This window comes from Streptomyces sudanensis, from assembly GCF_023614315.1.
Classification (GTDB): Bacteria; Actinomycetota; Actinomycetes; order Streptomycetales; family Streptomycetaceae; genus Streptomyces; species Streptomyces sudanensis.
This window is the reverse complement of record NZ_CP095474.1, coordinates 4,643,541-4,643,869: the sequence shown is the minus strand read 5'-3', so window position 1 is coordinate 4,643,869 and position 329 is coordinate 4,643,541. Positions and strand designations below refer to the sequence as shown.

General features: G+C 83.0%; 1 pseudogene. It reads right to left on the bottom strand.

Annotation, left to right across the window (positions count from 1 at the left end):
* Positions 1–4: 4 nt before the first annotated feature.
* A pseudogene (locus MW084_RS21520) lies at positions 5–249 on the bottom strand (hypothetical protein); the annotation flags it as partial.
* Between the last annotated feature and the right edge of the window lie 80 nt (positions 250–329).

The window sequence follows — 329 nt, the reverse complement described above, 5'->3', positions numbered from 1 at the left end:
AGGNCGCGGGGCGCCGCCGTCGAGGAGGGCGGTGCCGTCCGGCTTCTCCTCGGGGAGGTTCTCGGGGGCTCCGGCGATCTCGGCGCGCTCGGGAAGAGGGGCGCGGGCGGTGCGGTGGGCGTCGTCGGCGGCCCGCTGGGCGGCGCGGCGGTCCTCGTCGGCGGCGCGGGCGCGCTCCAGGCACGCCCGGGCCCTGGCCTCGGCCTCGTCGGCCTCGTCGGCGAGTTCGCGGAGGCGGACCTGCCAGCCNGCNNGNNCGCGCAGGCGGTGGGCGAGGCCGGCGAGGGCGTCGGCGGCGCGGCGGGCGCGCTGGGCGGCCTCCTGGCGCT